Consider the following 24,633-nt stretch of genomic DNA (forward strand, 5'->3'; position numbering starts at 1 on the left):
TTAGGCCGCGATGGCGAGCTGCCGGTCTTGTACGTACTTGATCTGGCGCCGCAGCCGCGCCGGCGTGCAGCCGGCATGCGCGACCACGATGCGGTGCAGGTGGCTCTGATCGGCGAAGCCCGCGACCGCGGCCACCTCGGCCAGCGGCAGCGCGCCGCCCAGCAGTCGCAAGGCGTGGCGCCAGCGCGCTTCGCGGCGCAGCGCGCGCGGCGACATGCCGTAGCTGCGGCTCAGCGCGCGGCTGGCGTGCTCGGCCGAGACCCCGAGCCGGCGCGCGAGCACGCCGATCTCGTGTTCGGACTCGGCCATGCCGCGCAGCAGTTCGCCCTGCCAGTCCGGCAGCTCGGGCGCGGCCTGCGGACGCGCGCAGGCCAGCAGTTCCGACAAGCGCTGCGGGCAACGTTCGAACACCTCGACCGCCTCGCGCAGGTCGTGCACTTCCCAGGCGCTGGCGGCCGGCTCGAAACTGCCGGCTGCGAGTTCGATATTGATCGCGCTGGCGCCGAGTCCGCCGAAGCGGTCGCCGTGGGCGTGGAAGGCCGGGTGCAGCACCAGGGTGCCCGGCCGGCACGGCAGCGGTCCGTCGAGACTGGATTCGGTGTAGTCGCCGTCCAGCACCAGCGCGGCATACGGCGCGCTATGCCGATGGGTCGCCAAGGTCGCGCCGCGCTCGTGGCGGGTGCGGTAGGCGCTGCCGATCGACTTCACTTGGGCGGCTCCTGAGCACCGCCCGCGCCGCGCGCCTCGGGCTTGCGCAGGTAGTCGGCCAAACCGCCGAGTTGCAGGCCCTGGACCTTGTCGATCACCGGCACGAACTTGCTCAGATCGTCCGGGGTGTAGCCGCCGGCGCGGTAAGCCAGGGTGATGCGGGTGCCGCCGTCGACGGGCGCCAGCCGGAATTCCATCGCGCCGTTCAAGCCCATGCCCTGCAGCGGGCCCAGCCCGCCGAGCAGGCGCAGGGTCTTGCCGGGATCGACGAAGCTCACGGTCATGTGCAGCGCCTGCTGCCGACCGTCCAGGCCGACCTCGCAAAAGCAGCCGCCGGCGCGCGGCTCGATCGACAGCCGCGACGCCTTGCCCCACCAGGTGTGGTCCTTCGGCCACCAGCGATCGACGTCGCCGACCAGCGCCTTCCAGGCGGTGGCGGGGTCGACCGGCACGACCTGCTCGTTCTCGATGCTGAAGCCGTTCGCGGCGACGTCCTTGACCGCGGCCGTGGCCGTGCCGCCGACGATCAGCAGCAGCGCCGCGGCGCATGCGATTGCGATCCGACCCATAGCCGCCCTCCTCTCGCCTGGCCGCGACGGGCCGATGCGGCGATTAGGAACCGCGGCCCGGCCGCCGCGCAAGCGACGGAAGTTGGGGTCGGCGCGGCCTCAGGCGTCCAGTTCGCTCCAACGTGCATACGCGGCGTCCAACTCGGCCTGGGTCTGCGCCAGGGTCGCGTTGTGCGCGTTGATCGCGGCGCTGTCGCGTTGGTAGAACGCCGGCTCGTTCATCTGCTCGGTCAGTTCGGCCAGGCGCGTTTCCAGTTGCTCGATGCGCAACGGCAACTGTTCCAACTCGCGCGCTTCCTTGTAGCTGAGCTTGCGCTTGGCCGCCGGCGCCGCGGCTTCGGCCTTGGCCGGCTCGGGCTTGCCGGCGCCGAGCGCGCTCGCGGCGGGCTTGGCCGCGCCGACCGAGGCCACCGGCCGCTGCCGCAGCCAGTCGGTATAGCCGCCCACGTACTCGCCGACCCGGCCCTCGCCTTCCATCACCAGGGTCGAGGTCACCACGTTGTCGAGGAAGTCGCGGTCGTGGCTGACCAGCAGCAAGGTGCCGGGGTAGTCGCCCAGCAGCTCTTCCAGCAGTTCCAGCGTTTCCACGTCCAGATCGTTGGTCGGTTCGTCCATCACCAGCAGGTTGGACGGCTGCGCGAACAGCTTGGCCAGCAGCAGGCGGTTGCGCTCGCCGCCCGACAGGCGGGTGATCGGCGCGCGCGCGCGTTCGGGCGTGAACAGGAAATCCTGCAGATAGCCGATCACGTGCTTGCTCTTGCCGCCGACCTCGACGAACTCGCGGCCCTCGGCCACGTTCTCGATCGCGTTCCAGTCCTCGCGCAGGGTCGCGCGGTACTGGTCGAAGTAGGCGACCTGCAGCTTGCTGCCTTCGCGCACTTCGCCGGACTTGGGCTGCAGATCGCCGAGCAGGACCTTGAGCAAGGTGGTCTTGCCGCTGCCGTTGGGCCCGATCAGGCCGATGCGGTCGCCGCGGAAGATCGTGGTGGACACGTCGCGCAATAGCGGCTTGCCGCCGAAATCGAACGACACCGCCTTGGTCTCCACGACTTTGCGGCCGGAGGCTTCGTTCTGGGCGAAGTCCATGCGCACGTTGCCGACCGTGTCGCGCCGGGCCTGGCGTTCCATGCGCATCGCCTTGAGGCGGCGCACTCGGCCTTCGTCGCGGGTGCGGCGGGCCTTGATGCCCTGGCGGATCCAGACCTCTTCCTGCGCCAGCAGCTTGTCGAAGCGCGCGTTCTCCTGCGCTTCGGCGTTCAGGCGCTCCTCGCGGCGACGCACGTAGTTGTCCCAGTCGCCGGGCCAGCTGGTGACCTGGCCGCGGTCGATCTCGACGATGCGGGTCGCCAGCGCGCGCAGGAAGCGGCGGTCGTGGGTCACGAACACCAGCGCGCCCTGCCAGGACTTGAGGAACTGTTCCAGCCAGTCGATGGCTTCGATGTCGAGATGGTTGGTCGGCTCGTCCAGCAGCAGCAGATCCGGCGCCGAGACCAGCGCGCGCGCCAGCAGCACACGCCGTTTCATGCCGCCGGACAGGCCGGAGAACTCGACTTCGCCGTCCAGGTCGAGCCGGGCCAGGGTTTCGGTGACCCGCTGATCCAGGCCCCAGCCGTGGGCGGCCTCGATCTTGGTCTGGACCGCGGCGACCGCGTCGGCGTCGTAGTGGTCGGCGTGGGTCAGGTGGTGGTATTCGGCCAGCCAGTGGCCGAGCTCGCCCAGGCCGTCGGCGACCACGTCGAAGACGGTGCCGTTGGCGCCGGGCGGGACTTCCTGTTCGAGCCGGGCGATACGGGTATTGCCGTCGCGACGGCCGCCGTCGACCAGGATGCGGCCGTCGTCGGGCTGGATCTCCCCGGCCAGCAGTTTCATGAGCGTGGACTTGCCCGCGCCGTTGCGACCGATCAGGGCGATGCGTTCGCCAGGTTCGATGGACAGTTCGACGTTTTCGAGCAGGAGCGGGCCGCCGACGCTGTAGTCGACGTTCTGAACGGTGATCAAAGGCATCCGACCATTGTAGCCGGGGCGCACGCTCCGGCGCGGTCCGGGCGCGCGCCGGATGCCGGCGCGGCGCATACTGGGGCCTCGCCGCCGGCATGGTGCTGCGGCCACCGTCACCGAATCGAGGAGCCTGCCATGAGCAAGGGCTTGGACCGCAAGAAAGAAACCAAGAAGAAACCGACCAAGACGATCAAGGAAAAGCGCGCCGAGAAGAACGAAAAGAAGGCCACCAAGGGCTTTGCGCCGACCTGATCGCGCGTCGCCGGCCCCCGCGGCCGGCCGGATCGCCGATCCACCCCGCCGCCCGCGCCTGTGCGCGGGCGTGCTTCAGGACCCTCAAGCAAGCCGGGCCCAGCCACCGAGCCCGCTGACGCTATTCGTCGGCATGCCCCACGCCTCGGGGTAGCAGCGCGCAAACACTCGCAAGACCGCGCCCCCGATTCCTGTGGGAGCGGCGTAAGCCGCGATCGCGCCGCCGCGCACCCCAGCGCCACCGGCGCCCACTGACGAATCGCGGCTTACGCCGCTCCCACAGAGAGCAGGCGCTGATCTACCGCGCCTAAGGGTAGGAGCGGCGCAAGCCGTGACCACGTCACCACACACCCCAGCGTCGCCGGCCTTCGAGTTCGCGCGTCGCGGCTTACGCCGCTCCCACAGAGAGCAGGCGCTGATCTACCGAGCCCAGGGGTAGGAGCGGCGCAAGCCGCGACCACGTCACCACACACCCCAGCGTCGCCGGCCTTCGGGTTCGCGCGTCGCGGCTTACGCCGCTCCTACCCCGAGAGCTCGAGCGCGCGCGACCACTCGCAAGGCCGCGCCCCTGCTTCCTGTGGGAGCGGGCGGTGAGCCACGGTGCCTGGAGGCTAGGAGCGGCGTAAGCCGCGATCGCGCCACCGCACACCCCAGCGCCACCGGCGCCCACCGACGAATCGCGGCTTACGCCGCTCCCACAGAGAGCAGGTGCTGATCCGCCGCGCCTAGAGGTAGGAGCGGCGCAAGCCGCGACCACGTCACCACACACCCCAGCGTCGCCGGCCTTCGAGTTCGCGCGTCGCGGCTTGCGCCGCTCCTACCCCGAGACCTCGAGCGCGCGCGACCACTCGCAAAACCGCGCCCCTGCTTCCTGTGGGAGCAGCGGCTTGCGCCGCCGTCGAGCCGACCGTCGCTGCCGCGACGGCATCCGACTTCAGGAGCTGCAGGACAGCATCGAACAGCCCGCGCGGTCGCGCGCCCAGTCCGGGCGGCGTTGCGCGTAGGCCTCGCGGCCGGGCTGATCCTCGTAGGGGCGGCGCATCACCTCCAGCAACTCCGTCACGCCGTCCGCATCGCCCTGCTCGGCGCGGTCGATCGCCTGCTGGGCCAGGTAATTGCGCAGCACGTAGCGCGGATTGCTCGCACGCATGCGCGCCTGACGCTCGGGCGCGGGCAGCGCGTCCTCGGCCAGGCGCGCGCGGTAGCGGGCCAGCCAGGCCAGCAGCGCCGGTTCGTGCTCGGCGCGCTTGGCCGGGTCGTAGAACGCATCCGCGAACGGCCGCAGGCCGGCCTCGGCGTCCCAGTCGGACAAGGCGCGGAACCACAAGGTCATGTCGATCTCGGCCGCGCGCAGCAATTCGCGCAGCGCATCCATCAGCGCCAGATCCTCGTCGCCGCAGGCCTGCAAGCCGAGCTTGCGCGCGACCGTGTCGCGCTCGGCCGCGTTCCAGGCCTCGACGTAGCGGCGCAGGCCGTCCTGCAGCGGTGCCACGTCGGCGAACAGCGGCGACAGCGCGCCGGCCAGGCGCGACAGATTCCAATACGCCACCTGCGGCTGGGCGCCGTAGCGGTAGCGGCGGCCGCCGGCGTCGGTGGTGTTGGGGGTCCAATCGGGATCGTAGTCGTCGATCCAGCCGTAAGGGCCGTAGTCGATGGTCAGGCCGAGGATGGACAGGTTGTCGGTGTTCATCACCCCGTGCACGAAGCCGACCCGCATCCAATGCGCCATGGTGACCGCGGTGCGCTCGCAGACCTGCGCGAACCAGGCCGCGTAGAGCGCCTCGCCGCTGCCCGACAGCTGCGGGAAGTCGCGGCGGATGCAGAAGTCCGCCAGTCGCCGCAACAACGCGTTGTCGCCGCGCGAGGCCGGCAGTTCGAAATGCCCGAAGCGCAGGAACGAAGGCGCGACCCGGCACACCACCGCGCCGGGCTCGGCCTTGGGGTGGCCGTCGTAGAACATGTCGCGCACCACGGCTTCGCCGGTGCCGACCAGGCTGAGCGCGCGCGTGGTCGGCACGCCCAGGTGATGCATGGCCTCGCTGCACAGGAATTCGCGCACCGAGGAGCGCAGCACCGCGCGGCCGTCGGCGCTGCGCGAATACGGGGTCGGGCCCGCGCCTTTGAGCTGCAGCTCCCAGCGCTCGCCGGCGGCGTTGACGACCTCGCCCAGGCTGATCGCGCGGCCGTCGCCCAACTGCCCCGCCCAATGCCCGAACTGATGCCCGCCGTAGTTGGACGCGAACGGCTGCATGCCGGGCAGCAAGGCGTTGCCGCCGAACACCTGGGCGAACTCGGGCGAGCGCAGCGCGGCCTCGTCCAGACCCAGGCGCGCGGCCATCTCGGCCGAGTACGCGAGCAGGCGCGGCGCCGCCACCGGCGTCGGCTGCACGCGCGAATACAAGGCGCCCTGCACCTGGCGCACGCCTGGCGCCGTTTCGGGGTCGGCCGGCAGTTCGCGGACGAAGGCGTTGTCGAAGTCGAAAGCCAGCATCTCAGCCCAGCACGTCGAAGGGGCCGCCGCGCTCCAGCGCGCGCTGGTAGGCGGGCCGGGCGTGGATGCGTTCGAGGAAGGCACGCATGTGCGGGCGGTCGCCACCCGCGCGCGCGACCGCGGCCTCGACCGGGAAGCTCATCTGGATGTCGGCGATGCCGAAGCGCTCGCCGGCGAACCAGGCGTGACGGCCCAGCTCGGCCTCGATGTAGTCCAGGTGCAGCTTGAGCTGCGGTCCGACGAAGCTGGACATGGCCTTGTCGGCGATCCCGCGCGCCACCGGCTTGGCGAAGAACGGCATCGGCGCGCGTTTCAGGCGCGCGAACACCAGACTCAGCAGCAGCGGCGGCATCGCCGAGCCCTCGGCGTAGTGCAGCCAGTAGCGGCAACGCAGGCGTTCGGGCGCGTCCAGCGGCGCCGGCGGCGGGCTGTAGCGATGCTCGCCGTCGTAGCGTTCGGCCAGGTATTCCAGGATCGCGGCCGACTCGGCCAGGACCCGCTCGCCGTCCTCCAGCACCGGCGATTTGCCCAGCGGGTGGATGCGGCGCAGTTCCGGCGGCGCCAGCATGGTCTGGGCGTCGCGCTGATAGCGCACGACCTCGTAGGGCAGTTCCAGCTCTTCCAGCAGCCAGAGCACGCGCTGCGAGCGCGAATTGTTCAGATGATGGACGCGGATCATGAGGGCCTGGGCGGTGGGGTCCGGGCCCATGGTAGCGGTCGCCGCCGATCGGCGATTCGGCTCCCGGGGCGCGCATGGCCTAGACTGGCGGCATTCCCCATCGAGATCGCCATACATGGCCAAGCCCAATTACTCGTTCGAGAAGCGCCAGCGCGAGATCGCCAAGAAGAAGAAGCAGGACGAAAAGGCGGCCAAGAAGGCCGCGGCCAAGGACACCGGCGCGCCGGCCGATCCCAGCGGCGGCCCCCGCGACGGCGAACGCGGCAACGGCTGAGCCCTGCCCCGGGCCGAGGCGACGTCGGTCGCCCGCCCCGTCTCAGCCAGCGCAGGCGCGCGGACCCCGCTGTCCGCCCCGCCTCCCCCGGCGCAGCCGCCACGGCCGCGCCCGCGAATCCTCTTCCGATGACCGACGCCCCCGACCCTGCCGCGCCGCCGCCGGGCCTGCAGATCTGGGTCGATGCCGATGCCTGCCCCGGGGTGATCCGCGAGATCCTGTTCCGCGCCGCCGAACGCGCGCGCATCCAGGTCACCCTGGTCGCCAACCAGTGGCTGCGCACGCCCGGCTCGCGCTACGTGCGCGCGATCCAGGTGCCGTCCGGCCTGGACGTGGCCGACAACGAGATCGTGCAGCGCGTCGCCGCCGGCGACCTGGTGGTCACCCAGGACATCCCGCTGGCCGCGTTGGTGCTGGAAAAACACGCGGTCGCGCTGAATCCGCGCGGCGACCTCTACACCGCCGACAACATCGCCCAGCGCCTGTCGATGCGTAATTTCATGGACGAACTGCGCGGCGCCGGCGTGCAGACCGGCGGCCCGCCGGTGTTCCATGCGCGCGATCGCCAGGCCTTCGCCAACCAACTCGATCGCTGGCTGGCGCGAAGTCGCGCTTGAAGCCCGGCGCGCGCGGGTATGCTCGGGTCTACACGTCCAGCCGAGCCCGACGATGACCCCGAACCCGCGCCGCCCCGCTCTGTCCGCCTGGTGCCTGCCCGCGTTGCTGGCCTGTCTGCCCTTGGCGGCATCCGCGCAGAACGCCGACTGGACCCTGGTCCACGCCGGCCGCCTGCTCGACCGCCCCGGCCAGGCGCCGCGCGGCGCCAGCACCCTGCTGCTGCGCGCCGGACGCGTGGAAGCGGTGCGCGACGGCTACCAGGACGCTGCCGCGTTCGCCGGCGTGCCCGCCGACGCGACCGTGCTGGACCTGCGCGACCGCTACGTGCTGCCGGGCCTGATCGACTGCCACGTGCACCTGGTCTCGGACAAAGCCGGCGTCGAAGGCCAGCTCGACAGCGTCTCCGGCAGCGTCGCCGACCACGCCTTCGAAGCCGCGGTCAACGCGCGCAAGACCCTGCATGCCGGCTTCACCACGGTGCGCAACCTGGGCGACAGCGACGGCGTGACCCTGGCCCTGCGCGACGCGGTCGCGGCCGGCAAGCTGCCGGGGCCGCGCATCCTCGACGCCGGTTCGGCGATCTCGACCACCGCCGGCCACATGGACCCGACCCTGGGCTTTCGCGAGGACCTGCACGCCGCCTTGGACGTGCACGGCAACACCTGCGACGGCGCCGACGACTGCCGGCGCGCGGTGCGCCGGCAGATCGCGCGCGGCGTCGACGTGATCAAGATCGCCACCACCGGCGGCGTCAACAGCCGTATCGGCGCCGGCCTGGGCCAGCAGATGTTCGACGACGAGGCGCGCGCCATCGTCGAAACCGCGCACCTGTACCGCAAGAAGGTCGCGGTGCACGCGCATGGCGCCGACGGCATCGCGGTCGCGTTGCGCGCGGGCGCCGATTCGATCGAGCACGGCACCCTGCTGGACCGCGAGGACATCGCCCTGTTCCGCAAGACCGGCGCTTACTACGTGCCCACGCTGTCGACGGTCAACGGCTACAAGGAACGCCTGGCCAGGAACCCGCAGGCCTATACCGGCGAAGTGCGGGCCAAGATCGAGTGGCGCATCGGCATCACCGGCAAGGCCCTGGAAGTGGCCGTGCCGGCCGGCGTGAAGATCGCCTTCGGCACCGACGCCGGCGTCAGCCTGCACGGCCGCAACGCCGACGAATTCGAGCTCATGGTCGCCCACGGCATGAGCGCGCCGCAGGCGATCCAGGCCGCGACCGTGAATGCCGCCGACCTGCTGGGCCTGTCCGACCAGGTCGGCAGCCTGGAACCGGGCAAGCGCGCCGATCTGATCGCGGTGAGCGGCGACCCGCTGCAGGACGTGACCGTGCTCAAGCGGGTCGAGTGGGTGATGAAGGACGGGCGGGTCGAGAAGGACGCCCGGGCGCGCTGAGGCGCGGATATCGCCCGCCGCGGCCCTCCCATCTTTGGCTCGTCTCCCTCTTTGAAATAGAGGGGTTGGGGGAGATTTGCTTTTGCTTTTAAGCGGACGCAGCCGATCGCCTTCGCGCAAATCCCCCCTAGCCCTCCTTTTCCAAAGGGGGAACTGAACGACGATTCAGCGCGCAGACCGCAGCCAGGCCCGGAAAACCACGCATTTCCAGGCGGTTTCCGCGCCGCTGAGCCGGTGCTCCACCCGTGTCCGGTACACTAGGCGGTCTTCCGACCGGCCTCCGCCGGCGCTGCCGAGCCGCCCCATGAGCGCCGAGACGCCCAGTTCCAGTTCCGCCCCTTCCGACCCCGCCAGTGCCGAGGCGCCGTCGCTGAAGTTCACCGACCTCGCCCTGTCCGAGCCGCTGCTGCGCGCGCTGTCCGACGTCGGCTACGAGTCGCCCTCGCCGATCCAGGCCGCCACCATTCCGCCGCTGCTGGAAGGCCGCGACGTACTGGGTCAGGCCCAGACCGGTACCGGCAAGACCGCCGCGTTCGCGCTGCCGATCCTGGCCCAGATCGATCCCAAGCAGTTCAAGCCGCAGGCCCTGGTGCTGGCGCCCACGCGCGAGCTCGCGATCCAGGTCGCCGAGGCCTTCCAGAAATACGCCGTGCACCTGCCCGGCTTCCACGTGCTGCCGATCTACGGCGGCCAGAGCTACTACCCGCAGCTGCAGGCGCTCAAGCGCGGCGTGCACGTGGTGGTCGGCACCCCGGGCCGGGTCATCGACCACCTCGACCGCGGCACCCTGGACCTGTCCGAGCTGCGCTGCCTGGTGCTGGACGAGGCCGACGAAATGCTGCGCATGGGCTTCATCGACGACGTCGAGAGCGTCCTCAAGAAGACCCCCGAATCGCGTCAGGTCGCGCTGTTCTCGGCGACCATGCCTGCGCCGATCAAGCGCATCGCCCAGACCTACCTGAAAGAACCGGTCGAGATCGCGATCAAGGCCAAGACCACCACCGCGGCCAACATCCGCCAGCGTTACTGGTCGGTCAGCGGCGTGCACAAGCTCGATGCGCTGACCCGGATCCTGGAAGCCGAGACCTTCGACGCCATGATCGTGTTCTCGCGCACCAAGCTGGGCACCGAGGAACTGGCCGAGAAGCTGTCCGCCCGGGGCATTTCGGCAGCCGCCATCAACGGCGACGTGCAGCAGGCGCAGCGCGAGAAGACCATCCAGAACCTCAAGGACGGCAAGATCGACGTCCTGGTCGCCACCGACGTGGCCGCGCGCGGCCTGGACGTGGACCGCATCAGCCATGTGCTGAACTACGACATCCCCTACGACACCGAAAGCTACGTGCACCGCATCGGCCGCACCGGCCGCGCCGGGCGCAAGGGCGAGGCGATCCTGTTCGTGACCCCGCGCGAGCGCGGCATGCTGCGCGCGATCGAACGCGCCACCCGCCAGCCGATCGAGCCGATGGAGCTGCCCAGCGTCGAGACCGTCAACGAACAGCGCGTGACGCGCTTCCTCGGCCGCATCAGCGATGCGCTGGAAAGCACCGACCTGAGCCTGTTCCGCGATCTGGTCGAGCGCTACGAGCGCGAGAAGAACGTGCCCGCGGTGGAGATCGCCGCGGCCTTGGCCAAGCTGGTGCAGGGCGATAACCCGCTGCTGCTGACCCCGCCGCCGGCCGCGCAACGCTACCAGCGCGAAGAGCGCGAGGGCCCGCGCGAGCACCGCGGCGCGGCCACGCGCAAGTTCGTCGAGCGCGACAACGCCTCCAACGCCGGCGCCCACCGCCGCGAGCACCCGCGCAGCGATGCGCCGCGCCCGGCCCAGGAGCGCAGCTACGCGCCGCGCGACGATGCGCCGCCCGCGCACCGCCATGAGACGCGCCAGTTCACTCCGCCCGCACCGCGTTCGGTCAACGCCGCCGAATCCTTCTTCGACGACGAAGCGCCGGCGCCGCGCGTGGAACGCGAGCGCGCCCCGCGCCCGCCGCAGGCCGGTCCCGAAGTCGGCATGGAAACCTTCCGCATCGAGGTCGGCCACAGCCACGGCGTGCAGCCGGGCAACATCGTCGGCGCGATCGCCAACGAGGCCGACCTGGAAAGCCGCTACATCGGCCGCATCGACATCCGCGACGACTACACCCTGGTCGACCTGCCCGAAGGCATGCCGCGCGAGTTGATGGAGCATCTGAAGAAGGTGCGCGTGGCCGGCCAGCCGCTGCGCATCCAGCGCGCGGGTCCGGCCGACACCGAGGGCGGCCGTAGCCGTCGTCCGGGCGGCCCGGGCGGTCCGGGTGCGCGTGGCCCCGGCGGTCCGCGTCCCAGTGGCGGCAAGCCGCACGGCGCGGGTCCGCGCAAGCCGTTCAAGCCGCGCGATCCGCGCTGAGGCGGCTGGCTCCTTTCTCGCGCTTGCGGCGGCCGAAGGGAGCACAAAGTCGAGAAGGTGCCTCCTGGGAGTGGCTCAGGACAGGCTGCGGCCGGATAAGAGCGTGCGAATCGAACTCGGCGATGCAAGCTTTAGGCTACGCGCGCCCTCACCCCAACCCCTCTCCCGCTTGCGGGAGAGGGGCTAAAGCGAGCAGGCGAACTTGGCGTCCCTTCTCTCGCTTACCGGAGAGGGGCTAAAGCAACCAGACGACCTTAGCTGTCCCTTCTCCCGCTTGCGGGAGAAGGTGCCCGGAGGGCGGATGAGGGCACGCGCACCCGAAGCGCCGGCGCAAGCTTGAGGCCACGCGCGCCCTCACCCCAACCCCTCTCCCGCTTGCGGGAGAGGGGCTAAAGCGAGCAGACGAGCTTGGCGTCCCTTCTCTCGCTTACCGGAGAGGGGCTAAAGCGAGCAGGCGTCCTTGCTGTCCCTTCTCCCGCTTGCGGGAGAAGGTGCCCGGAGGGCGGATGAGGGCGCGCGCACCCGAAGCGCCGGCGCAAGCTTGAGGCGTCCTCAGCCGCCCACCGCCTTCAGCGAACCAATCGTCATAAGCCAAGCCTCGCTACGCACGCCCCGGCTTTGGCATAGTCGTGAGGTAAGCCGCCGCCTCGTCCCCCATGCCCCGCATCCTGGTTTTCCAACACGTCGCCGCCGAGCCGCTGGGCACGCTGGACCCGCTGATCCGTCGGCGCGGGCACCGCATCCGCTTCACCAACTTCGACCGCGATCCCGACGCCCAGCCCAATGTCGACCGCTACCGCGGCCTGATCGTGCTCGGCGGTCCGATGAACGTCGAAGACCAGGCCCAGCGCCCGCATCTGCGCACCGAGCTGCTGGCGATCGAGCGTATGCTGGAACAGGGCAAACCCATCCTCGGCATCTGCCTGGGCGCGCAGCTGCTCGCGCACGTGCTGGGCGCGCCGGTGCGGCGCCACCACCAGCCCGAGATCGGCTGGTATCCGCTGCACGCGACCGAACCGGGCCGCGACGACGCGGTGCTGGCGCCGCTGGCCGAGAGCGCGCCGGTGTTCCAGTGGCATCGCTACAGCTTCGAGGTGCCGCAAGGCGCCACCCATCTCGCGCGCACCGACAGCTGCGAGCAGCAGGCCTTCCGCTGGGGCGACAACGCCTACGGCTTCCAGTTTCATCTGGAAATGGACGTGCCGCTGATCGAGCGCTGGCTGGCCAATCCGGTCTATCGGCAGGAACTGGAAGAGCTGGGCCACGGCACCAGCGAGGCCGCGATCCGCGCCCATACCGCCGCCCACATCGCCGGCATGCAACTGCGCGCCGACGCGGTGTTCAACAACTTTCTGGACCTGGTCGGCCGCCCTCAGCGCCGCTACACCCTGCCCTCGCGCGAATGGCTGTGAACCTGCCTGCCAATCGCAGCGCTAGAGCGACAGGCGGCTTTCGTAGCGCCGCTGGCTGCCATCCACGGGATCGACGAACGCCAGCGACCGCGCCAGCAGCTTCAAGGGCTGCGCGTAGTCGTCGGCCACGCGCTCGGCCGGCAAAGGATAGAACGGGTCGTTGAGTATGGGCGCTCCCAGCGCGGCCATGTGCACGCGCAACTGGTGCTTGCGGCCGCTCACCGGCTCCAAGCCGTAACGCCAACAGGCATCCCCGCGCTCCAGCACCTCGATCCGGGTCAGGCTGTTGGGCGCGCCTTCGGCTTCGCGCATCAGGAAGAACGGCTCGCCCGCCTCCAGGCGGCTGGCGCGCTCCAACGGAAACGTCGCTAGCGGCAAGGGCGCGGCCAAGGCCTCGTAGCGCTTGACGATGCGGCGCTCGCGAAACAGCGCCTGATAGGCCGAGCGCGTGCGCGCATCGAGCGAGAACAGCACCAGCCCGGCGGTGGCGCGATCCAGCCGATGCAAGGGCGTCAGTTCGGCGTTGCCGTAGCGGCGCAGCAAGCGCGCCAACAAGGTCTGGCTGACGTAGCCGCCGGAAGGCACCACCGGCAGGAAGTGCGGCTTGTCGACCACCAGCAGATGGGCGTCGGCGTAGAGCACCCGCTCTTGGAACGGAATCTCGACCTCGGCGGCGACCTCGCGGAAGTAGCGGATCTCGGCGCCGACCCGGTACGGGGCATCCTCCGCCAGCGGCCGGCCCTGCGCGTCCAGCACGCGCCCGCGCGCGAAACGCTCGCGCCATTGCGCGCGGTCGATCGCCGGGAAGCGCGCGCACAGGCCGTCCAGCACGGTCGCCCAGGGGCCCGGTGGCAGTTGCAGGCGACTGGCGACGACGCCGTCGACGGGCTCGAAAGGGGATGCCGGCATGCGCGCATTCTCGCCCAGCGGGCCCCCGCTCAGGCGGCGCTGGCGCGCAGGGCCTAGAATGCGCGCTGTTTTTCACTCCGCAGGTCCGTCCATGGCGCCCAACGCCACCATCGTCAAGATCGAACTGCAAATCAGCGACATGGACCGGCACTACTACGCCGCCCACGCCCTGACCCTGGCCCAGCACCCCTCGGAAACCCAGCAGCGGCTGATGGTGCGCATGCTCGCCTTCGCCCTGAACGCGCACGAGCGGCTGGAATTCGGCCCAGGCCTGAGCAGCGAGGACGAGCCCGACCTCGCCCTGCGCGACTACACCGGCGACATCGAGCTGTGGATCGACGTCGGCCAGCCCGACGAGTCGCGCATCCGCAAGGCCTGCGGGCGCGCGCGCCAGGTCGTGGTGGTCAACTACGGCGGGCGCGCGGCCGATATCTGGTGGGACAAGAACGTCGCCATCCTGCGCCGCCTGAAGAACCTCACCGTGCTCGACATCGACAGCGACTCGGTCGAGGCGATGGCGGCGATGGTCGAACGCAGCTTCCGCCTCGACTGCCAGATCCAGGACGGCGAAGTCGCGCTCAGCAACGATCGCGTGGCGCTCACGCTGACGCCGTCGGTGCGCCAGGGCGTGGGCACGCAGGCCGCCTGAACGCATGGCGGAGCTTTACGACGTCCTGATCCTAGGCGGCGGCGCGGCCGGGCTGATGTGCGCGCTGACCGCCGGCCAGCGCGGCAAACGCGTGCTGGTGATCGAGCACGCCAATCGGGTCGGCAAGAAGATCCTGATGTCGGGCGGCGGGCGCTGCAACTTCACCAACACCGGCACCGGCCCGGCCAACTTCATCTCGGCCAATCCGCATTACTGCAAGTCGGCACTGGCGCGCTACACGCCGGCCGATTTCGTGGATATGGTCGAACGCCACGGCATCGCCTACCACGAGAAGGAACTCGGCCAACTGTTCTGCGACGTGTCGTCCAAGCTGATCGTCAAGATGCTGCTGGACGAATGCGCGGACGCGGGCGTGCGCATCGAGACCTCGTGCAGCGTCGAACGCGTGCTGCACGCCGACGGCGAGGCGCCGTTCCGCCTGCACACCACGCGCGGCGCTTTCGCGGCAAAGCGGCTGGTGGTCGCCACCGGCGCGCTGTCGATCCCGAGCATGGGCGCGACCGGTTTCGGCTACGAACTCGCCCGCCAGTTCGGCCATAACGTGCTGCCCACGCGCGCGGGCCTGGTGCCGTTGACCCTCAGCGGCAAGCATCAGGAACGCCTGGCCGACCTCAGCGGCGTCGCCCTGCCGGTGACCGCGCGCTGCAACGGCCGCAGCTTCAGCAATCAGATGCTGATCACCCACCGCGGCGTCAGCGGTCCGGCGATCCTGCAGATCTCGTCCTACTGGCAGCCCGGCGACGAACTGCGCCTGGACCTGCTGCCCGGCCAGGACGCCGCGGCCTGGCTGCGCGCGCAGCAACTCGAACGCCCGGCCGCCGAACTCAAGACGGTGCTGTCGGATGCGATGCCGCGACGCTTCGCCCAGCGCCTGTGCGAGCTGTGGCTGAGCAACAAGCCGATGAAGCAGTACACGCCGCCGGAGTTGAAGCAGCTGGCGGCGACGCTGCAGGACTGGGCCCTGGTCGCCAGCGGCACCGAGGGTTACCGCACCGCCGAGGTCACCCTGGGCGGCGTCGACACCGACGAGCTGTCTTCCAGCACCATGGAGTCGCGGCGCGTGCCGGGCCTGCATTTCGTCGGCGAAGTGGTCGACGTGACCGGCTGGCTGGGTGGCTACAACTTCCAGTGGGCCTGGGCCTCGGGGCACGCGGCCGGCATCGCGGTCTGAGCCGAAGGCCGCTACCGGCTCCGCGCTTGCTGTGGGAGCAGAGCTCCGCCTTCTGTGGGAGCGGCGTGAGCCGCGATCGAAGCACCAAGAGGCCGAATCTCGCCTCGATCTGACACATCCTTCGCCGCTCACGCCGCTCCCACAGCAAGCAAGGGGCGCTGCGCTTTGGGGTGGGAGCCGCGCGAGCCGCGACCGTCATCCATCCCTTCGACCGCGCCATCGCCGCAGCGAAGTGACGCGGTCGCGGCTTGCGCCGCTCCTACATGAAGGCAGAGGGAGATCCGGGCCCCGCTCAGCCGCGCTGCTGCTTGCGCAGGCCGAAGTACTGCAGCTCGGCGAACACCACCACCGCCAGCGCCTGCGCGATCACGAAGGCCAGGCCCGATGCGTTCGGCGAAACCCAGCCGCTGAGCAGCAGGATCGCGCTGTCGATGGCCCAGCAGGCGTTGATCGCGATCACCGACCAGGCCTGCGGCGCGGAGATCCGCTCGCGCGTCAACAGCCAGCCCAGATAGGCGACGTAGGGCAGCATCAGCAGGCCGGCGCCCAACAGCAGACCCTGCGGCAGATGCAGCCACTGCGACATCGGTGCGGAGGCGGCGATCAACAGCGCGGCCAGGGCCGAACTGCCGATGGCGTCGAGCCGTATCGCACGACGCAACAGATGGGAGGAAGGGGCGTGGGCGACGGCATTCATGGCGTGCTCCTGTCTTGGGTCGGTTTGGGTTCGCCGCTATCTCAGCGCAGGACCCGCCGCCGGTCGATTACCTGCGAGGTCATGTCCGAACCCGTCGCCCTGGGCTATCGTTCGGCCATGAACGCGACCCGACCCGTAGGCGAACAATTGCGCGACTGGCGCCAGCGCCGCCGCCTGACCCAATTGGATCTGGCCGGCATGGCCGACATCTCCACCCGCCACGTCAGCTTCATCGAAACCGGACGCTCGCTGCCGAGCCGGGCGATGTTGCTGCGCCTGGCCGACCGCCTCGACGTGCCCTTGCGCGAGCGCAACCAGCTGATGACCGCGGCCGGGCTGGCGCCGATGTACGCGCAGCGCTCGCTGGACGATCCCGCGCTGCACGAAGCGCACGCGGCGATCCAATTGGTGCTGCACGGGCACGAGCCCTACCCCGCGCTGGCCATCGACCGCCACTGGAACCTGCTGGCGGCCAACCGCGCCATCGAACGCATGCTGGTGGGCATACCCGCCGACCTGCTGCAGCCGCCGATCAATGTGCTGCGCCTGAGCCTGCACCCGCAGGGCCTGGCGCCCTTGATCGTGAATCAGGCGCAGTGGCGCGCGCACCTGTTGCACCGCCTGCGCCATCAGGCCGACGCCACCGGCGATCCGGTGCTGAGCGAGCTGCACGACGAACTCGCCGCCTACCCCTGCGCGGATGCCGACGAGGTCGAACCGCCCACCACGCTCAGCGTCGCGGTGCCGCTGCGCTTGCGCAGCGCCGACGGCGGCGAGCACGCCTACATCAGCACCACCACCGTGTTCGGCACGCCGTTGGACGTGACCCTGGCCGAGCTCGCCATCGAAGCTTTCTTCCCCGCCGATGCCGCCACCGCGCAGGCGCTGCGCGCGCTGCAAGCCGCCGAAGCCGAGGCGGCGAACTAGACGCGCGCGGCGACTAGATCGCGCTCACCCGGGTCTGGCAATCCAGCACCACCATCGGCGCGCCGTTGGGCACGCATAGCGAGGGGCTGCTGTCCAAGGCCAGCGCGCGTCCGCCGGCGAGCACGCGCGTGCTGCCCGTCAGCCATTGCCCGGCCACGCAGCGCAACGCGGCGGCGGCGCTGGGCAGGTTGCAGTAGGCGATGCTGTAGGACCCGGCGACCGTGATCACCGCGCGCCCGCTCAAGGTCACGCGGGTGTAGGGCGCGGTCGGCGTGGCCGGCCCGCCGTGCGCGCAGGTGACGGCCGCGCCCACGTGCATCAACGCGCCGGGCATGCGCGCGGCCTCGCGTCAGCGCTGTCGATGGCCGTGCGCAGGCTCATACCACCGTCAACGCACCTTCGTTCACCGACACCATCGGCCCGGCCAGCACGATGCTGGCGCCGCGGCCGTTGCTGATGGTGATGCCGGCTTCGTTGATCGCGATCATCGCCCCGCTCTGGGTGCGCAGCAGGATGCCGCCGTCGGGCCCGGGCAGGTCGGAGATCGCGATCGCGTTCTGCCCAGACGTCTGCAACACCAGGCTGGGCGCGATCGCCAGGCCCGCGTGCGCGAGCGGCGGCAGTTCGGCCGCATCGACCCAGTAGCCGCCCACCCAGATCGGCAGCTCGGCGTCGCCCTGCTCGAACTCCACCCAGACCGGCGCGCCGACCTGCGGCAGCAGGAACACGCCGCTCTGATGGCCGGCCACGGGCACGCAAGGCATCGCCCAGCGGCCGTTGCCCGCGCCGAACACGTCGGGCACCTGCACCTGGACCCGTCCCAGGCGCAGCGGGTCGACGTTGTCGAGCACGACCGCGCGGAACTTGCCGTAATGGCGCGGCTGCGCGGCGATGCCGGGATGGGATTTCTCCAGCCGTGTCTGAGGCGGCATGCGGACGTTCCCGTAGCGGTTCCCCCCGTCCCATGCCTAGCAACGTGGGCGCGCGCAATTAGGGGCCATCGGCGCGCCAGCGCGGCCCGGATCATATTTTACCGAATGGTTGACAATTGCGTCCGCGCGGATCATATTCAACTCTATGGTTGACAATACCCACGAACGCCTGGACGCCGTGTTTCACGCCCTCGCCGACCCGACCCGGCGCGCGATGCTGCGCAGCCTGTCGCGCCAGGACTGCAGCGTCGGCGAGCTCGCCGCGCCGTTCGAGATGTCGTTGGCCGCGGCCTCCAAGCACATCAAGGTGCTCGAGCGCGCCGGCCTGGTCCAGCGCGAGGTCCAGGGCCGCACCCACCTCTGCCGCCTCGACGCGCGCCCCATGCACGGCGGCATGGAGTGGATGCGCCACTACGAGCGGTTCTGGAACGAACGCCTCGACGCCCTCGACGCCCTGCTGCAGGCCGAGGATCGCGCCCTCGCCGCCGCGCGCAAACCCAGGAGCAAACGATGAGCCCGACCTCCCCCATCGTCGTGCGCGTCGCGCGCCGCTTCGAGGCCTCGCCCGAACGCGTGTTCGACGCCTGGCTGGATCCGCGCATGGCCGCGCGCTTCCTCTACGCCACCGCGAACGGACGCATGCAGCGGGTCGAGATCGACGCGCGCGTCGGCGGCGGCTACGTCATCGTCGAAACCCGCGAGGACGGCGATGCCGCGCACTACGGCCGCTATCTCGAGATCGATCGTCCGCGCCGCCTGGTGTTCACCCTGGCCCTGGATCCGGCCGGAGACGGCGACCGCATCACCGTCGAGATCGCGCCCATCGGCAGCGGCTGCGAACTCCGCCTCACCCACGAAATGGCGGCCGAATACGCGCCGTACGCGCAGCGCACCGAAGCGGGCTGGCAGCACATCCTCGCCTCGCTGGCCGAGCAGCTGTCGCACGCCCCCCACTGAGCATTCCCCAGGAGCCCCACCATGAGCGACTACGGCATCGTCACCGCCCCCGACACCGTGCGCATCGAACGCCTGATGCCCGGCCCGATCGAACGGCTGTGGAGCTACCTCACCGAATCCGAAAAGCGCCGGACCTGGATGGCCGCGGGCGAGATCGAGCTGCGCCCCGGCGGCCGCGTCGAACACCTGTTCCGCAATTCCGAATTGACCAAGGACGAGCCGACCCCGGCTAAGTACGCCCCCTACGAGGACCACCTCAGCGTGGGCCGGGTGATCGACTGCGATCCGCCGCACCGGCTCAGCTATACCTGGGACGAAACCTCGGAGGTGGTGTTCGAACTCACTCCGCAGCAGGACCGCGTGCTGCTGGTGGTCACCCACCGCCGCCTGCCCAACCGCGGCGAGATGGTCAGCGTCGCCGGCGGCTGGCACACCCACCTGGATCTGCTGCTGGACCTCCTGGAAGGCCGCACGCCCAGCCATTTCTGGTCCAAGCACAGCGCCATCGAAGCCGAATACGAGCGGCGCATCCCGGCCGACCCGAGCCCGCGGGCCTGAGCCCGCCGGTACGCGACAGGAGCCGCCCATGGCCGCCATCGAACACATCCAATATGTGAACGCCACGCCGGCGCAGGTCTACGACGCGCTGACCAGCGAACGCGGCCTGGCCGAAGTCTGGACCGACGACCTGACCGTGCAGGCGGTGCAGGGCGCGGTCAACGAATTCCGCTTCGGCGAGGCCGGCCTGGTGCGAGTCAAGATCACCGAATGGCTGCCGCGCAGCCGCCTGGCCTGGCGCTGCCTGGATTCGGATCCGCAATGGATCGGCACCCAGATCAGCTTCGACCTGGAAGCGCGCGAGGGAAAGACCGCGGTGGTGCTGCGCCATGAAGGGTGGCGCGAGGTCACCGAGTTCTATCGCTGGTGCAACTACAACTGGGCGATGTTCCTGTACAGCCTCAAGTCCTACTGCGAGGAAGGCGTCGGCCTGCCCTTTCAGCGACGCAGATTCTGATCTCGCGGCGACCGCCGCCGCCCTGCCCTGACCCAGGAGTTCCGATGCTGCTCGAACACAAAGTCGCGCTGATCCACGGCGGCGGCGGCGCCATTGGCGGCGCAGTCGCGCGCGCGTTCGCCCGCGAAGGCGCGCGCGTCTATCTGGCCGGGCGCGGTCGCGACAAACTCGAACGCGTCGCCGCCGATATCGCCGCCGCCGGCGGCAGGGCCGAGATCGCCATGCTGGACGCGCTCGACGAAGCCGCGGTGCGCGCGCACGCCGACGCGGTCGCCGCGGACGCCGGCCGGATCGACATCGCGCTCAACGCGATCGGCGTGACCCACGTGCAGGGCACGCCCTTCGCCGAACTCTCGCTGCAGGACTATCTGCACCCGATCCAGGCCTACACCCGCAGCAACTTCATCACCGCCCAGGCGGCGGCGCGGCACATGCCGCCCGGTGGCGCGATCCTGACCTTGTCCACGCCGGGCTCGCGCATGAGCGGCGTGGGCTTCATCGGCTACGGCGTGACCTGCGCGGCCATCGAGGCCTACTCGCGCCTGCTCGCGGCCGAACTGGGCGCGTCCGGCATCCGCGTGGTCTGCCTGCGCCCGCATGCGATTCCCGAGGCGCAGCCGGCCTCGCATGCGCGCGAGGTCTTCGCCGAAAGCGCGCGCCGCGCCGGGATATCGATCGACGCCATGCTCGACGAGGCCGCGCGCACCGGCACCCTGCTCGGCCGCCTGCCGACCCTGGCCCAGGTCGCCGACTACGCCGCCTTCGTCGCCTCCGACCGCGCCGGCGCCATGACCGGGGCGGTGGCCAACCTCAGCTGCGGCGCGCTGGTCGACTGAGCGCGCGCCGGGTCCGTTATCCTGGGCGTCGTCACCGCCACGCTCTCAGGGATGAACCCGATGCGCCCAACCCTCGTCACCCTCGTGTCCAGCGCGCTGCTGGCTACGCTTCTGCTCGCCGGCTGCGCCCGCCGCGACGCCGAACCCGCCAGCGGCGGACGCGTGCAGCGTTTCGAATGGATAGACGAGCGCCCCGGCACCGGCCCGGCCGCGCGCAGCGGCCAGGACGTGAGCGTGCACTACACCGGCTGGCTCTACGACGAGAAGGCCGCCGACAAGCGCGGCCGCAAGTTCGACAGCTCGGTCGATCGCGGCAAGCCGTTCTCGTTCCTGCTCGGCGCCGGCCGGGTGGTGCGCGGCTGGGACGAAGGCATCGCCGGCATGCAGGTCGGCGGCAAGCGCGTGCTGATGCTGCCGCCGGAATACGGCTACGGCGCCGACGGCGCGGGCGGCGGCGTGATTCCGCCGGATGCGTCGATGGTGTTCGAGGTCGAACTGCTGGGCGTGCGCGAGCACGTGCCCGGCGCGCGCTGAGGCCGCGACCGCAGGCTAGGCGCGCGCCGCCAACTGCGCGCGCGCCTGCGCGGCCAGCTCGAACGAGCGCAGCCGCGCCGCGTGTTCGTACACGTTGGCGGTCAGCATCAACTCGTCGGGACGATGGCGCTCGATGAAGGCGGCAATGCCCTCGCGCACGCTGTCGGGGTCGCCGACCACCGCGCAGGCCAGCGCGCGCTCCACGCCGGAGCGTTCGGCCGGCGTCCAATAGGCGTCGATGTCGTCGATCGGCGGCGGAATCAGGCCGGGCTGGCCGCGCCGCAGGTTGACGAAGCTCTGCTGCTGGGTGGTGAACAAGCGCCGCGCCTGCGCGTCGGTTTCGGCCGCGACCACGTTCAAGGCCAGCAGCGCATGCGGACGCGACCAGGCCGCCGAGGGCCGGAACTCGCGACGGTAGATCGCCAGCGCCTCGTCCATCGCGTCGGGCGCGAAATGCGAGGCGAACGCGTACGGCAGGCCCAGCTGCGCGGCCAGTTGCGCGCCGAACAGGCTGGAGCCGAGCAGCCACACCGGCACCCGCAGCCCCGCGCCCGGCACCGCGCGCACCGCCTGACCGGGCCGCACCGGCTCGAAGTAATGCAGCAGTTCGGCCACGTCCTGCGGAAAGCTGTCGGCACCGTCGAAGTAGCGGCGCAAGGCGCGCGCGGTGGCCTGATCGGTGCCCGGCGCGCGGCCCAGGCCCAGGTCGATGCGATCGGGATACAGCGACGCGAGCGTACCGAACTGCTCGGCCACCTGCAGCGGCGAATGGTTGGGCAGCATGATGCCGCCGGCGCCGACCCGGATCGTCGAGGTGCCGCCGGCGATATGCCCGATCAGCACCGCGGTCGCGGCGCTGGCGATGCCGGGCATGTTGTGATGTTCGGCCAGCCAGTAGCGCCGATAGCCCAGGCGCTCGGCGTGCTGGGCCAGTTCCAGGCTGTGGGCGAAGGCCTGGGCGGCATCGCTGCCTTCGGTGACCGGGGCCAGGTCGAGTACGGAAAAGGGAATCATGGGCGCTCGCGGCGATGGCGTCCCTACAGACTGGGGGCGCTGCCGCGCGATTGCGAGCGCGTGGGGCGTACGCAGTGTTGCGGGGGTGGCGTTGCTTAGGAGCGAATCCCCCTGCCCTCTTTTTGCAAAGGGGGAGAAACGCGCGGCTTTCGACGAACGCAATGCGCTTCCCCCCCTTTAAAAAAAAAAGGGGCTGGGGAGATTTGCTTTGGCCCTCACCAAAGATCGAACTTAAGCCCCTCGCGCTCGTTGTCCCAGATCGTGCTGAACACCCACCAACGCCCGTGCTCGTGGCAGAGCTGCACGCTGTTGGCGCCGCGCTTGAGCAGCACCGGCGAGTCCGCGGTCGGACGCGCCTCGTACAAACTCCATACGTGCGCGACCTGGCCGAAGCGCTGCACACGGCGATCGATCTCGACCTCGAAGAAGTCGTTCTGCGCGAAGAAGGCCTCGACGTTGGCGATATAGCTGTCGACGTCGAACACCATCGCGTGGGTACTGCCGTCGGCCTCCACCACGGTGCGCAGGCTGCGCGCGTTCGGGTGCTGCAGATAACGGAAGCGCGCCCAGTCGCGCGGCGCGCCGGCCGGGCCGGAAATGCAAGCGTAGACCGCGCGCACGCAGCGCTCGATGTCCTGGGTGTCCTGCCACCACTCGTGGTTGTCGGTGTCCATGTCCGCTCCTGCGGGCTTGAGATCAGATCAGATGGCGCAGATCCGGCAGGTACTTCTCCGCCGAACCGGTATTGACCGCGACCACGCGTTCGCCGCGCGCGATCAGGCCGCGTTCGATCAGCTGCGGCAGCGCGGCCAGGCAGGCCGCGCATTCCGGCGCAATCCAGGCCGGCGCGCCGCCGCCGACCGGCTCGCGCCACAGGCGCGCGAACTCGGCCGCGCTGTCGCGCTCTTCCACCGCGACCGCGGCGCCGCCGCTGGCACGCAGAATTTCCAGCACGCGGAAGTGGCCGACGCCACCGGGCACGTTGAGCCCGAACGCCAGCGTCTGCCCCGCCGCGACCGCTTGAGTGTCGGCCGCGCCGGCATCGAAGGCGCGCACCAGCGGCGGCGTCGCCGCGCTCTGCACGCACAGCATGCGCGGACGGCGCGCGTCGATCAGGCCCAGCGCCTGCAACTCGTCCCAGGCCTTCCACATGCCGAGCACGCCGGTGCCGCCGCCGGTGGGATAGATCACCGCGTCGGGCAGCGACCAGCGCGTCGATCCGGGCGCGGGCTCGGCCAGTTCCAGGCCCAGGGATTTCTTGCCTTCGATGCGCCAGCCCGGTTCCTGGAACGTAGCCACCGAGAAATAGCCTTGCGGCAGGTAACGCTCCTTCAGCAGCGCGCCGGCTTCGCGGATGGTCGGGCCGGCCAGTTCCAGGCGCACGCGCTCGGGGTCGCGCTGCGCGGCCGCGGCGACGTTGCCCAGAATCGGCATCGGCGTGTCCGGCGGCATCGCGATCGCCACCGTCAGCCCACCGGCCAGCGCGTAGCGCAGCAGCGAATCGCCGGCGTTGCCCTGGGTCGGCACCGCCAGCTTGCGCAGGCCCAGGCGGCGCGCCTGCGCGACCACCATGGCCATGCCGCGGTCCTTGAAGCTCTGGGTCGGGTTGGCGCCGTAGCCGGCGTGCGCGCGGCCTTCGTCCTTCAACCACAGCGCGATGCCGGCCGCGCGCGCGATCGGATGCGCCGAATAATCCAGCAAGGGCGTGTGTCCCTCGCCGAGGGCGATGATATGGCGCGCGTCCTCGGGATCGGACGCGTCCAAGGCCATCAGCGCGCCGAACCGCCACAGATCGCGGCGGCGCGGGTCGTACCAGGCCGCGTTCGGCCGCTGCGCGGCCAGGCGCTCCAGATCGAGCAGCATTTCCACCGGGCGGCCGTCGACCGGATCGAGATTCATCGCCGTGTCGGCGGAATACTCGATGCCCGACCCCAAACCGCGCAGGCACCTCACGTAGGACATGGCGCGCGGCTCCGGCTCAGAACGGCAGGGGCCAGCCCAAGGCCGGCGCGGCCAGCCAGTACAGGCCGCCCAGCACCACGATCCACAGCAACAGCTTGAACACGAACTTGACCGCCTTGAACGCGAGATAGCCCGCGACGATCACCACAGCTATGGCCAACCAACTCATCGTTTGCTCCGTTCGTTGCGGGCGCGCGCCGCGGCGTCGCGCCGGGGAT

27 protein-coding genes are annotated in these 24,633 nt (G+C 70.5%); 14 read left to right on the forward strand and 13 right to left on the reverse strand.

The genetic code is table 11. The features are described 5' to 3' along the window. The 5 genes from BMZ45_RS07430 to BMZ45_RS07450 form a co-directional block, all read right to left on the reverse strand. Positions 1–708: an AraC family transcriptional regulator gene (locus BMZ45_RS07430; RefSeq protein WP_091634535.1), complete on the reverse strand. Its 708-nt coding sequence runs from the start codon at positions 706–708 to the stop codon at positions 1–3. Further along, positions 705–1,277 carry an SRPBCC family protein gene (locus tag BMZ45_RS07435; protein WP_091634538.1) on the reverse strand — a complete coding sequence of 191 codons (573 nt, stop codon included), beginning with the start codon at positions 1,275–1,277 and terminating at the stop codon, positions 705–707. The genes BMZ45_RS07430 and BMZ45_RS07435 overlap by 4 nt, the downstream gene beginning before the upstream one ends. Positions 1,278–1,376: 99 nt before the next feature. Then, entirely contained in the window at positions 1,377–3,281 is a 1,905-nt protein-coding gene (locus BMZ45_RS07440; RefSeq protein ID WP_091634540.1) for an ATP-binding cassette domain-containing protein, read from the reverse strand. A 1,180-nt stretch (positions 3,282–4,461) separates the two neighbouring features. Continuing rightward, positions 4,462–6,018, reverse strand: coding sequence for a protein adenylyltransferase SelO (locus BMZ45_RS07445; protein ID WP_091634543.1), 1,557 nt, complete (start codon positions 6,016–6,018; stop codon positions 4,462–4,464). Between the two features lies 1 nt (position 6,019). Then, positions 6,020–6,697: a glutathione S-transferase gene (locus BMZ45_RS07450; protein ID WP_091636322.1), complete on the reverse strand. Its 678-nt coding sequence runs from the start codon at positions 6,695–6,697 to the stop codon at positions 6,020–6,022. Between the two features lie 115 nt (positions 6,698–6,812). Here BMZ45_RS07450 and BMZ45_RS21570 point away from each other — a divergent pair, with 115 nt between their 5' ends. The 5 genes from BMZ45_RS21570 to BMZ45_RS07470 all read left to right on the forward strand — a co-directional run bounded on the left by BMZ45_RS21570 (position 6,813) and on the right by BMZ45_RS07470 (position 12,791). Next, a complete protein-coding gene (locus BMZ45_RS21570) occupies positions 6,813–6,971 on the forward strand; it encodes a hypothetical protein (RefSeq protein ID WP_175488979.1) in 159 nt (52 codons plus the stop codon). Positions 6,972–7,099: 128 nt separating this feature from the next. After that, entirely contained in the window at positions 7,100–7,588 is a 489-nt protein-coding gene (locus BMZ45_RS07455; protein WP_091634545.1) for a YaiI/YqxD family protein, read from the forward strand. A gap of 52 nt (positions 7,589–7,640) precedes the next feature. Continuing rightward, positions 7,641–8,993, forward strand: a complete 1,353-nt coding sequence (locus tag BMZ45_RS07460) for a metal-dependent hydrolase family protein (protein WP_091634548.1) — start codon at positions 7,641–7,643, stop codon at positions 8,991–8,993. 304 nt (positions 8,994–9,297) lie between these two features. Next, a complete protein-coding gene (locus BMZ45_RS07465) occupies positions 9,298–11,379 on the forward strand; it encodes a DEAD/DEAH box helicase (protein WP_091634550.1) in 2,082 nt (693 codons plus the stop codon). Between the two features lie 656 nt (positions 11,380–12,035). After that, complete coding sequence (locus tag BMZ45_RS07470; RefSeq protein ID WP_091634553.1) at positions 12,036–12,791, forward strand: type 1 glutamine amidotransferase; 756 nt, start codon at positions 12,036–12,038, stop codon at positions 12,789–12,791. A gap of 21 nt (positions 12,792–12,812) precedes the next feature. Here the strand turns inward: BMZ45_RS07470 and BMZ45_RS07475 are convergent, their stop codons facing one another. Further along, the gene (locus BMZ45_RS07475; protein WP_091634556.1) at positions 12,813–13,700 is read right to left on the reverse strand and encodes a pseudouridine synthase; all 888 of its coding nucleotides are present in this window, start codon (positions 13,698–13,700) and stop codon (positions 12,813–12,815) included. Positions 13,701–13,791: 91 nt separating this feature from the next. Between BMZ45_RS07475 and BMZ45_RS07480 the strand changes: the two genes are divergently transcribed. Next, positions 13,792–14,349 (forward strand): YaeQ family protein, encoded by a 558-nt coding sequence (locus BMZ45_RS07480; protein WP_091634559.1) that lies wholly within the window; start codon positions 13,792–13,794, stop codon positions 14,347–14,349. 4 nt (positions 14,350–14,353) lie between these two features. Beyond that, positions 14,354–15,541, forward strand: coding sequence for an NAD(P)/FAD-dependent oxidoreductase (locus BMZ45_RS07485; RefSeq protein ID WP_091634561.1), 1,188 nt, complete (start codon positions 14,354–14,356; stop codon positions 15,539–15,541). A gap of 292 nt (positions 15,542–15,833) precedes the next feature. Here the strand turns inward: BMZ45_RS07485 and BMZ45_RS07490 are convergent, their stop codons facing one another. Further along, positions 15,834–16,238 (reverse strand): hypothetical protein, encoded by a 405-nt coding sequence (locus BMZ45_RS07490; protein ID WP_091634564.1) that lies wholly within the window; start codon positions 16,236–16,238, stop codon positions 15,834–15,836. An 81-nt stretch (positions 16,239–16,319) separates the two neighbouring features. Between BMZ45_RS07490 and BMZ45_RS07495 the strand changes: the two genes are divergently transcribed. Further along, positions 16,320–17,165, forward strand: coding sequence for a helix-turn-helix domain-containing protein (locus tag BMZ45_RS07495; RefSeq protein WP_091634568.1), 846 nt, complete (start codon positions 16,320–16,322; stop codon positions 17,163–17,165). Positions 17,166–17,178: 13 nt separating this feature from the next. Here BMZ45_RS07495 and BMZ45_RS07500 read toward each other — a convergent pair whose 3' ends face one another. Together BMZ45_RS07500 and BMZ45_RS07505 are read right to left on the reverse strand one after the other, a co-directional pair. Next, the gene (locus BMZ45_RS07500) at positions 17,179–17,499 is read right to left on the reverse strand and encodes a hypothetical protein (RefSeq protein WP_091634570.1); all 321 of its coding nucleotides are present in this window, start codon (positions 17,497–17,499) and stop codon (positions 17,179–17,181) included. Between the two features lie 43 nt (positions 17,500–17,542). Continuing rightward, a complete protein-coding gene (locus BMZ45_RS07505; RefSeq protein ID WP_091634573.1) occupies positions 17,543–18,097 on the reverse strand; it encodes a phage baseplate assembly protein V in 555 nt (184 codons plus the stop codon). Positions 18,098–18,242: 145 nt separating this feature from the next. Here BMZ45_RS07505 and BMZ45_RS07510 point away from each other — a divergent pair, with 145 nt between their 5' ends. From BMZ45_RS07510 to BMZ45_RS07535, 6 genes are read left to right on the forward strand one after another with little or no spacing between them, the layout of a single operon-like run. Then, positions 18,243–18,611 carry an ArsR/SmtB family transcription factor gene (locus tag BMZ45_RS07510; RefSeq protein ID WP_091634575.1) on the forward strand — a complete coding sequence of 123 codons (369 nt, stop codon included), beginning with the start codon at positions 18,243–18,245 and terminating at the stop codon, positions 18,609–18,611. Then, positions 18,608–19,054 (forward strand): SRPBCC family protein, encoded by a 447-nt coding sequence (locus tag BMZ45_RS07515; protein ID WP_091634578.1) that lies wholly within the window; start codon positions 18,608–18,610, stop codon positions 19,052–19,054. The genes BMZ45_RS07510 and BMZ45_RS07515 overlap by 4 nt, the downstream gene beginning before the upstream one ends. Before the next feature lie 21 nt (positions 19,055–19,075). Continuing rightward, positions 19,076–19,612, forward strand: a complete 537-nt coding sequence (locus BMZ45_RS07520; RefSeq protein WP_091634580.1) for an SRPBCC family protein — start codon at positions 19,076–19,078, stop codon at positions 19,610–19,612. Between the two features lie 28 nt (positions 19,613–19,640). Beyond that, the gene (locus BMZ45_RS07525) at positions 19,641–20,069 is read left to right on the forward strand and encodes an SRPBCC family protein (protein WP_091634583.1); all 429 of its coding nucleotides are present in this window, start codon (positions 19,641–19,643) and stop codon (positions 20,067–20,069) included. Between the two features lie 44 nt (positions 20,070–20,113). Continuing rightward, a complete protein-coding gene (locus BMZ45_RS07530) occupies positions 20,114–20,905 on the forward strand; it encodes an SDR family NAD(P)-dependent oxidoreductase (protein ID WP_091634584.1) in 792 nt (263 codons plus the stop codon). Positions 20,906–20,956: 51 nt separating this feature from the next. Further along, positions 20,957–21,439 (forward strand): FKBP-type peptidyl-prolyl cis-trans isomerase, encoded by a 483-nt coding sequence (locus BMZ45_RS07535; protein ID WP_091634587.1) that lies wholly within the window; start codon positions 20,957–20,959, stop codon positions 21,437–21,439. Positions 21,440–21,454: 15 nt separating this feature from the next. Here the strand turns inward: BMZ45_RS07535 and BMZ45_RS07540 are convergent, their stop codons facing one another. The 4 genes from BMZ45_RS07540 to BMZ45_RS21575 form a co-directional block, all read right to left on the reverse strand. Continuing rightward, entirely contained in the window at positions 21,455–22,453 is a 999-nt protein-coding gene (locus tag BMZ45_RS07540) for an LLM class flavin-dependent oxidoreductase (protein WP_091634590.1), read from the reverse strand. A 215-nt stretch (positions 22,454–22,668) separates the two neighbouring features. Further along, on the reverse strand, positions 22,669–23,127 hold the full coding sequence (locus BMZ45_RS07545) for a hypothetical protein (RefSeq protein WP_056174159.1): 459 nt from the start codon (positions 23,125–23,127) through the stop codon (positions 22,669–22,671). A gap of 22 nt (positions 23,128–23,149) precedes the next feature. Continuing rightward, the gene (locus tag BMZ45_RS07550) at positions 23,150–24,415 is read right to left on the reverse strand and encodes a threonine synthase (protein WP_091634593.1); all 1,266 of its coding nucleotides are present in this window, start codon (positions 24,413–24,415) and stop codon (positions 23,150–23,152) included. 16 nt (positions 24,416–24,431) lie between these two features. Further along, positions 24,432–24,584, reverse strand: coding sequence for a hypothetical protein (locus BMZ45_RS21575; protein WP_175488980.1), 153 nt, complete (start codon positions 24,582–24,584; stop codon positions 24,432–24,434). Positions 24,585–24,633 lie beyond the last annotated feature (49 nt).

The organism is Lysobacter sp. cf310 (assembly GCF_900114355.1).
Classification (GTDB): domain Bacteria; phylum Pseudomonadota; class Gammaproteobacteria; order Xanthomonadales; family Xanthomonadaceae; genus Lysobacter.

Bases quoted from the DNA above. Each gene is read 5' to 3' on its own strand.
- BMZ45_RS07520 (WP_091634580.1), top strand. From the start codon at position 19,076: ATGAGCGACTACGGCATCGTCACCGCCCCCGACACCGTGCGCATCGAA.
- BMZ45_RS07465 (WP_091634550.1), top strand. From the start codon at position 9,298: ATGAGCGCCGAGACGCCCAGTTCCAGTTCCGCCCCTTCCGACCCCGCC.
- BMZ45_RS07460 (WP_091634548.1), top strand. From the start codon at position 7,641: ATGACCCCGAACCCGCGCCGCCCCGCTCTGTCCGCCTGGTGCCTGCCC.
- BMZ45_RS07480 (WP_091634559.1), top strand. From the start codon at position 13,792: ATGGCGCCCAACGCCACCATCGTCAAGATCGAACTGCAAATCAGCGAC.
- BMZ45_RS07530 (WP_091634584.1), top strand. From the start codon at position 20,114: ATGCTGCTCGAACACAAAGTCGCGCTGATCCACGGCGGCGGCGGCGCC.
- BMZ45_RS07515 (WP_091634578.1), top strand. From the start codon at position 18,608: ATGAGCCCGACCTCCCCCATCGTCGTGCGCGTCGCGCGCCGCTTCGAG.
- BMZ45_RS07510 (WP_091634575.1), top strand. From the start codon at position 18,243: ATGGTTGACAATACCCACGAACGCCTGGACGCCGTGTTTCACGCCCTC.
- BMZ45_RS07525 (WP_091634583.1), top strand. From the start codon at position 19,641: ATGGCCGCCATCGAACACATCCAATATGTGAACGCCACGCCGGCGCAG.
- BMZ45_RS07445 (WP_091634543.1), bottom strand. From the start codon at position 6,018: ATGCTGGCTTTCGACTTCGACAACGCCTTCGTCCGCGAACTGCCGGCC.
- BMZ45_RS07490 (WP_091634564.1), bottom strand. From the start codon at position 16,238: ATGAATGCCGTCGCCCACGCCCCTTCCTCCCATCTGTTGCGTCGTGCG.
- BMZ45_RS07495 (WP_091634568.1), top strand. From the start codon at position 16,320: ATGTCCGAACCCGTCGCCCTGGGCTATCGTTCGGCCATGAACGCGACC.
- BMZ45_RS07475 (WP_091634556.1), bottom strand. From the start codon at position 13,700: ATGCCGGCATCCCCTTTCGAGCCCGTCGACGGCGTCGTCGCCAGTCGC.
- BMZ45_RS21575 (WP_175488980.1), bottom strand. From the start codon at position 24,584: ATGAGTTGGTTGGCCATAGCTGTGGTGATCGTCGCGGGCTATCTCGCG.
- BMZ45_RS07455 (WP_091634545.1), top strand. From the start codon at position 7,100: ATGACCGACGCCCCCGACCCTGCCGCGCCGCCGCCGGGCCTGCAGATC.
- BMZ45_RS07535 (WP_091634587.1), top strand. From the start codon at position 20,957: ATGAACCCGATGCGCCCAACCCTCGTCACCCTCGTGTCCAGCGCGCTG.
- BMZ45_RS07450 (WP_091636322.1), bottom strand. From the start codon at position 6,697: ATGATCCGCGTCCATCATCTGAACAATTCGCGCTCGCAGCGCGTGCTC.
- BMZ45_RS07550 (WP_091634593.1), bottom strand. From the start codon at position 24,415: ATGTCCTACGTGAGGTGCCTGCGCGGTTTGGGGTCGGGCATCGAGTAT.
- BMZ45_RS07500 (WP_091634570.1), bottom strand. From the start codon at position 17,499: ATGCCCGGCGCGTTGATGCACGTGGGCGCGGCCGTCACCTGCGCGCAC.
- BMZ45_RS21570 (WP_175488979.1), top strand. From the start codon at position 6,813: ATGGCCAAGCCCAATTACTCGTTCGAGAAGCGCCAGCGCGAGATCGCC.
- BMZ45_RS07440 (WP_091634540.1), bottom strand. From the start codon at position 3,281: ATGCCTTTGATCACCGTTCAGAACGTCGACTACAGCGTCGGCGGCCCG.
- BMZ45_RS07545 (WP_056174159.1), bottom strand. From the start codon at position 23,127: ATGGACACCGACAACCACGAGTGGTGGCAGGACACCCAGGACATCGAG.
- BMZ45_RS07470 (WP_091634553.1), top strand. From the start codon at position 12,036: ATGCCCCGCATCCTGGTTTTCCAACACGTCGCCGCCGAGCCGCTGGGC.
- BMZ45_RS07540 (WP_091634590.1), bottom strand. From the start codon at position 22,453: ATGATTCCCTTTTCCGTACTCGACCTGGCCCCGGTCACCGAAGGCAGC.
- BMZ45_RS07435 (WP_091634538.1), bottom strand. From the start codon at position 1,277: ATGGGTCGGATCGCAATCGCATGCGCCGCGGCGCTGCTGCTGATCGTC.
- BMZ45_RS07485 (WP_091634561.1), top strand. From the start codon at position 14,354: ATGGCGGAGCTTTACGACGTCCTGATCCTAGGCGGCGGCGCGGCCGGG.
- BMZ45_RS07505 (WP_091634573.1), bottom strand. From the start codon at position 18,097: ATGCCGCCTCAGACACGGCTGGAGAAATCCCATCCCGGCATCGCCGCG.